This window comes from Parablautia muri, from assembly GCF_009917485.1.
Lineage (GTDB): Bacteria > Bacillota > Clostridia > Lachnospirales > Lachnospiraceae > Suilimivivens > Suilimivivens muri.
This window is the reverse complement of sequence record NZ_QZDT01000102.1, coordinates 1-5,476: the sequence shown is the minus strand read 5'-3', so window position 1 is coordinate 5,476 and position 5,476 is coordinate 1. Positions and strand designations below refer to the sequence as shown.

Genomic DNA, 5,476 nt, shown 5'->3' with positions numbered 1-5,476 from the left:
CCTATGATTTAGATTTTATCATAGAAGACCTTATTCTTATGAAATATTTACAGACTTTTTTTCACAGACTCAAAATCTCATATATAAGGGTATAACCTATATAGAAATAAGCCTTTAATAATGCTGATAATCTAATATACACCTTTAAATTTCAACCGCAACACAATCAGCCAAGCGATTTATCCCATATGGCTATTTCATCTGAAATTTAAAGATGTACCATTGATTATAAGCACCTATAACGCCAAAATATCAGCACTCATCAATAGTTTCCTTTATTAAATCAAGTTCATTTTTGTAATTCTCTAACCACCCATCAAGAATACAATATTTTTCTGTAAATGAATCTTGTCTCACAAAATACCAGATAATTTTCGCAAGTTCATCTAAATATTCTTTATGATAATCAATTATATTTTTCAATGTTTCATTCTCATTATAATCACCAGCGGCAACCATCAAATCAAGCCAAAATCCACCCATTAATTCATCTTCATTTGACATTGCTGTATTCTGCATAATTGTACGGTAATTGTCTGTATTATCAAGAAATTTACGATATATCATTTGATATTCGCTATCATCATTACTTACAATGTGCATATCTTTTAACAGTTTCTTAAAAATAACAATCTCTTTTGAAGTTCCTTGCAAAGAACAATTTACCACTTGTGCTATCTCATATAACCTAAGAGTAACATATTTTGCTGATATATCATCATATAATTCTTCATCATCCACAGAAAATAAAAGCACATTCATCTCACTGTCAAAACGGTTATAACTTTTCCTAAATTCTAAATTGCAATTATCAATCTCCTGCTCAATCCTTATAACATCTTTATTACTGACAGTCGAAAACGCACCTATTGACACACCATGTCTTTTCAATAAAGCATTCAACTGTTCCCCATCTATCAACTCAATAGGTTTATCTTCAGCAAAAGCAATAGCACTCTTTGTAAAATATCCCGTAGTCATAAGAATACCTTTATTTGCTCTTTCAGAAGTGATTACACCGTATAAATCTCTGATAATCGGTTCTCCAACACTACCAGAATATCGCTTACACTGAATAATATATTTACCAGATAAAACAGGTTCATGATTATAGGCAATCAGATCAATTCCACCGTCACCACTTGCCTTAGTGGTTTCTACAGAGAATCCCATGTTTTCTATCAGATTTTTGCATATGTTTTCAAACTCTATTCCACTAAGAGAATTTATATCATTACCCATAAGAATCATTCCTTTTACTTTATCTGATAAACCACACCTTATCATATTTGTTTACTAACCAACATCATACATTATACTAAATATCACTCTTGCAATCAATGATTTTCAGTATCTATTCTGGTTTAATAAATCGGTAAAAAAATAGCTATATCAGATAAATTGTGTTATCCAATATAGCCATAAAGTGATATTTCTATCCAGAAATTTTAAGTACCATAAGATTATACGCTATTCAGAAAATATTTCATAATAATATTGTATACTTTGCTGCAAAATCAAAAGCAATAGATAACTTATAAATTTTTGTACTAAAATCTACATCATTTTCATAAAACGAACATAAATCTTCATAGCAGAATCTAATTCCAATTAATATCTGCTCCTTTTCTTTCCATGATACGCCTTCAAACTCAAAGACTTCAAGAGAATATTTAATAACGTATTCATAATATGAATAATCATAATAGAGAGCTTTGAGTTCATATGCATTGCTTAGCCACATTGCTAACTCATAATCAGGGAATGATGCATAAATATCACTCAATTCATTAATAACATATTCTATTTCAGCAGACTCTACTTCCGAAAGTGGAGTATTTTTATCCCTGTCACGATAATATGATATTAAATTCATTATTTTAATTACTTTATCTTTTGTTTCATTTGGTGCATACTCACTATAAGTATTCATTTTACGTTCATTCTCTAATTTTTTAATTTCTTTTATAACCTCTCCATTTATTATGTCCTGATTTCCCCAATCAATAAATGTATTATTTGTAAAATAAATTATATCTTTGAAGTCCTCTTGATTTGTTTTAATATCTAATTGAACATCAGTTTCAAAGTCCTCTTTAAAGCCTGATATTTTATTATCTTTAACCTCATAACGTGAAACTACCATCCATATTAAAAAAATAATAAACGCTGTACATATTAAATACATCAATCTAGTGCTAATTTTTGTTTTTTTTTTAATGTATCTAATAATCTCATCACTCAAATCACAATTATCATCCTTAACAAACATCTTCATATCTCTAAAAGTCTTTAATATTTCACCAATAGAATCCTTAATTAGAGAAATATGTTTTAATTCTTCTATATAACCGCTTTTACTTTCCTCATCAATCAACAGCAACTGCTCTATAAATTCTTTTTCCCTATTTTTCCAATAAATCGTATAATTTATCCCCTTATTAACACTCCAAATCTCCCTAGCAGATTCTAATATAATCGGTATTATTCTATTTTTATAATCATCATCCTTAATGAACTCTAATATTTCACGCATACAATTTTCAGATTTTAAAAAACTATCGCTCAAAACGATAATAGAATAATCAGTTTTTCTTATTCTTTTCATAAATTCTTTAATGCTTTGTGCATATTCTGCATCTCTTATATCTCTTTTAACTTTATAACCATATGCTTGTAATTTTTTATCAAGTTCATCTATAAACCCTGCATCATTCCACGAATAAGATATAAATATTGAAATGTTACTATTCATACAATCCCCCTACAAAACAGTACAATATATTTCAAATTAACTATTTAATCCTATTGTACTTGGAATTCAAAGTATTTTCAACCAAATCGTAAAAAATAAGGCATACCAGATAAGTCCACCCTATCTGATATGCCTCATAATAAATCACCCTACACAACTCAACCCATCAACTAAAATAAGTCCTATTCCGTTCCCTCTTTACTGCTTCTATCCCCTTATCAAGCAATCTCTTATTCCTCTCCATAAAAGCATCCCATGATTTACTATCTTCTTCTTTTTTCTCTGCATTTCTGATACCTCTGTTTACTGCACTTACCATCTCTTTTGTTCTATATACGTCTTCTGACTTTCTTTTCACACTCTCATCATGGATATTCTGTAAGGTCTGATTATGTTTCTCTTTCTGCTGATTTTCTCTCGCCATTGCTTTTTCAATATAAGAATTAAGAAGGTCATTACTATGTTGCACTCTTTCCCTTTCGGCTTCTTCTCTCTTATCCATTTCAAACCTGTTTGCCATTAGCCTGTCACGTTCCTTACGGTCACGCTCCGCACATACTGATTTAATCATATTTAATGTAGATTCTGTTGTATTTGTTTTGTTCATTGTAAAATATCCTCCAATCTTAAAATCCTAATAAATTCTTTTCAACTTGCATCTCTGCTTCAAGCTGTACCCGTTTCTCATTGATCCTGCATAATTCCTGATTATCATGGTTGATATGCGCTATAGATGCCTCCGTATCTAATCGGTGAAATTTCTCCGCATATTCATCTTCAATCAGTTTTGTTTTAATCTTCTTTTCAAAATCTGTCATTGTAAAATGTCCTCCTAAAATTTAATATGGTTTTACTTCTACCGTCAATAATCTGTCATAGATATAATCTGGTATGCTGTTCTTATACTTAGCAGCTACAATCAATATATCTGCCCTTTTCAGAACTCTATATTCCTCAAATGCTTCCTCCTCTGTATCCCACTCAGACAGCGGTATCGGCTTTTCTGCACCTGTAAACTGAATCGAACCTGTATATTTGCCTGTCTTACTGTTATAGCTTACACCTAACGGAAGCACATTATCAGGCGTTTCTCCTTCTTTATAATGCTTTTTCGCATTGGCAAGCATCGTATTTAATCCCTTTGGCAAGATACAGCAAAAATCTTCATGATACATGCCGGAACCATCACCAAATAAATCCTTGTCAACATCCATTTCTTCATCCCCACACTCATAATAATGTTCAAGATACCATTTAACAAATGCCTTTGGATTCTTCAGCCATACTTCCCACATAGAGGATTTATTGTAGCATTTATGTATGGAATCCGTTGCTTCTGTAGATTTGCACCTTGCCAAAACACCATTGTATACTGTATAAGCATGATAACTGGCTTTGTTCACATATTCTATGTATTCCTGTTCCAGATTCAATTCCTGCCATGTAATCTTACCAGATTTGAGATTTTTATAATCATCAGGCGTGACAGTCAAAAGATTCTTATACCAATTATTTGATTCATCACCGTCTTTGTGCCATACTTTGAATCTGCCTTTATATTTGACAAGAAAAGCATCAACTACTAAATCCTCTGGCGTAGTCTCTCGCTTATATCGGTTTTCTGCAATCTCTCCTGTTGGTTTTCCCTTTTTATTCTTTACCTCATAACGCTCAATCTCAAATATTGTATAATGACATTTACCCTCTTTGTGCTTATAAAATGAATTTTCTGCACGATGATTGTTTACGCATCTTCCATAATTACTGATCCAGTAATTTTCAGTGCCATCTACACGCACAAATACCTCAAAAGCATTTTTCAGTTTATATTTGATTGGATATTCTACTATTCTGCATTTATCCTTTGATATTTCCTGTAGTTCACCATTTTCATCTAAGATAAATTGCATTTTTGATTCTGTTGTTTCTGTGTTTTCTTTGATAATTTCTGTATTCATAGTTGCTTATAATAAATCCTTTCAATTTCGATATGATTTTAGATAACTTACCACAATTTTGTGGTCAGCTAATAATTGAGCATCCCGATTTGTATGCTCCGAATCACTATTCATAATAAAAGAGACAATACGATTGATTCATACTGTCTCTGCAAAATGCTATATTCGGTTGTATATTTTCGTTCTCAATGACGAAAACTCAATTCTGCGAAAACGTTATATAGCGGCACCAAAACGGGAGACGCTGACTTCCTCCACTTGTGGGGGAATGATATAATCCAAACCTTTTAAAGTATTTACACACTTCTGAGAAACTCATCCCCTTATAGGCGTTGAGTTTAAACCCATCGCTATAGGTAACACCCATTTAGGCTTATCGTTGAAAACTCAAACGATACAAACGGTTCACTTTATAAATCCTTATACACCAAACGTTTTAAACCGTTTGCTTTTTCAATTTTCTAAAGTGTATACTCTGCACTTTCGAATGTCTAAAATCGGGACAGGCGATTTTTGGTTTTAAACATTCATAAAATTGGACATATTTTCGCACACTTATGTGCGTCTAAGTTTAACTTAGCCAGTTTACTTAAATGGACAAAACCGTCTAACCATAATAACAACTGTACTTCAAGTACACTTGTATAACAACCGTACCCATAGGTACACACCAGTTACTCGCGAGGAACCACCGTCTCACAGAACTACAGTATATGTTGAAATACCACCCACCTATAATATCTACGCTGGCAGCAGCCGTTGT

General features: G+C 31.9%; 5 protein-coding genes. All 5 read right to left on the bottom strand.

Annotation, left to right across the window (positions count from 1 at the left end):
• Positions 1-252: 252 nt before the first annotated feature.
• Positions 253-1,242 (bottom strand): restriction endonuclease, encoded by a 990-nt coding sequence (locus D5281_RS23860; RefSeq protein ID WP_160562389.1) that lies wholly within the window; start codon positions 1,240-1,242, stop codon positions 253-255.
• A gap of 244 nt (positions 1,243-1,486) precedes the next feature.
• On the bottom strand, positions 1,487-2,755 hold the full coding sequence (locus D5281_RS23855) for a toll/interleukin-1 receptor domain-containing protein (protein WP_160562388.1): 1,269 nt from the start codon (positions 2,753-2,755) through the stop codon (positions 1,487-1,489).
• A 166-nt stretch (positions 2,756-2,921) separates the two neighbouring features.
• Complete coding sequence (locus D5281_RS23850; RefSeq protein ID WP_160562387.1) at positions 2,922-3,362, bottom strand: hypothetical protein; 441 nt, start codon at positions 3,360-3,362, stop codon at positions 2,922-2,924.
• A gap of 19 nt (positions 3,363-3,381) precedes the next feature.
• Positions 3,382-3,573, bottom strand: coding sequence for a hypothetical protein (locus D5281_RS23845; RefSeq protein ID WP_160562386.1), 192 nt, complete (start codon positions 3,571-3,573; stop codon positions 3,382-3,384).
• 21 nt (positions 3,574-3,594) lie between these two features.
• Entirely contained in the window at positions 3,595-4,713 is a 1,119-nt protein-coding gene (locus tag D5281_RS23840; RefSeq protein WP_160562385.1) for a hypothetical protein, read from the bottom strand.
• Between the last annotated feature and the right edge of the window lie 763 nt (positions 4,714-5,476).

What these genes read in the sequence shown, in the direction of transcription:
- D5281_RS23860 (WP_160562389.1), bottom strand. Translation starts at nt 1,242, where the DNA reads ATGGGTAATGATATAAATTCTCTTAGTGGAATAGAGTTTGAAAACATA.
- D5281_RS23855 (WP_160562388.1), bottom strand. Translation starts at nt 2,755, where the DNA reads ATGAATAGTAACATTTCAATATTTATATCTTATTCGTGGAATGATGCA.
- D5281_RS23850 (WP_160562387.1), bottom strand. Translation starts at nt 3,362, where the DNA reads ATGAACAAAACAAATACAACAGAATCTACATTAAATATGATTAAATCA.
- D5281_RS23845 (WP_160562386.1), bottom strand. Translation starts at nt 3,573, where the DNA reads ATGACAGATTTTGAAAAGAAGATTAAAACAAAACTGATTGAAGATGAA.
- D5281_RS23840 (WP_160562385.1), bottom strand. Translation starts at nt 4,713, where the DNA reads ATGAATACAGAAATTATCAAAGAAAACACAGAAACAACAGAATCAAAA.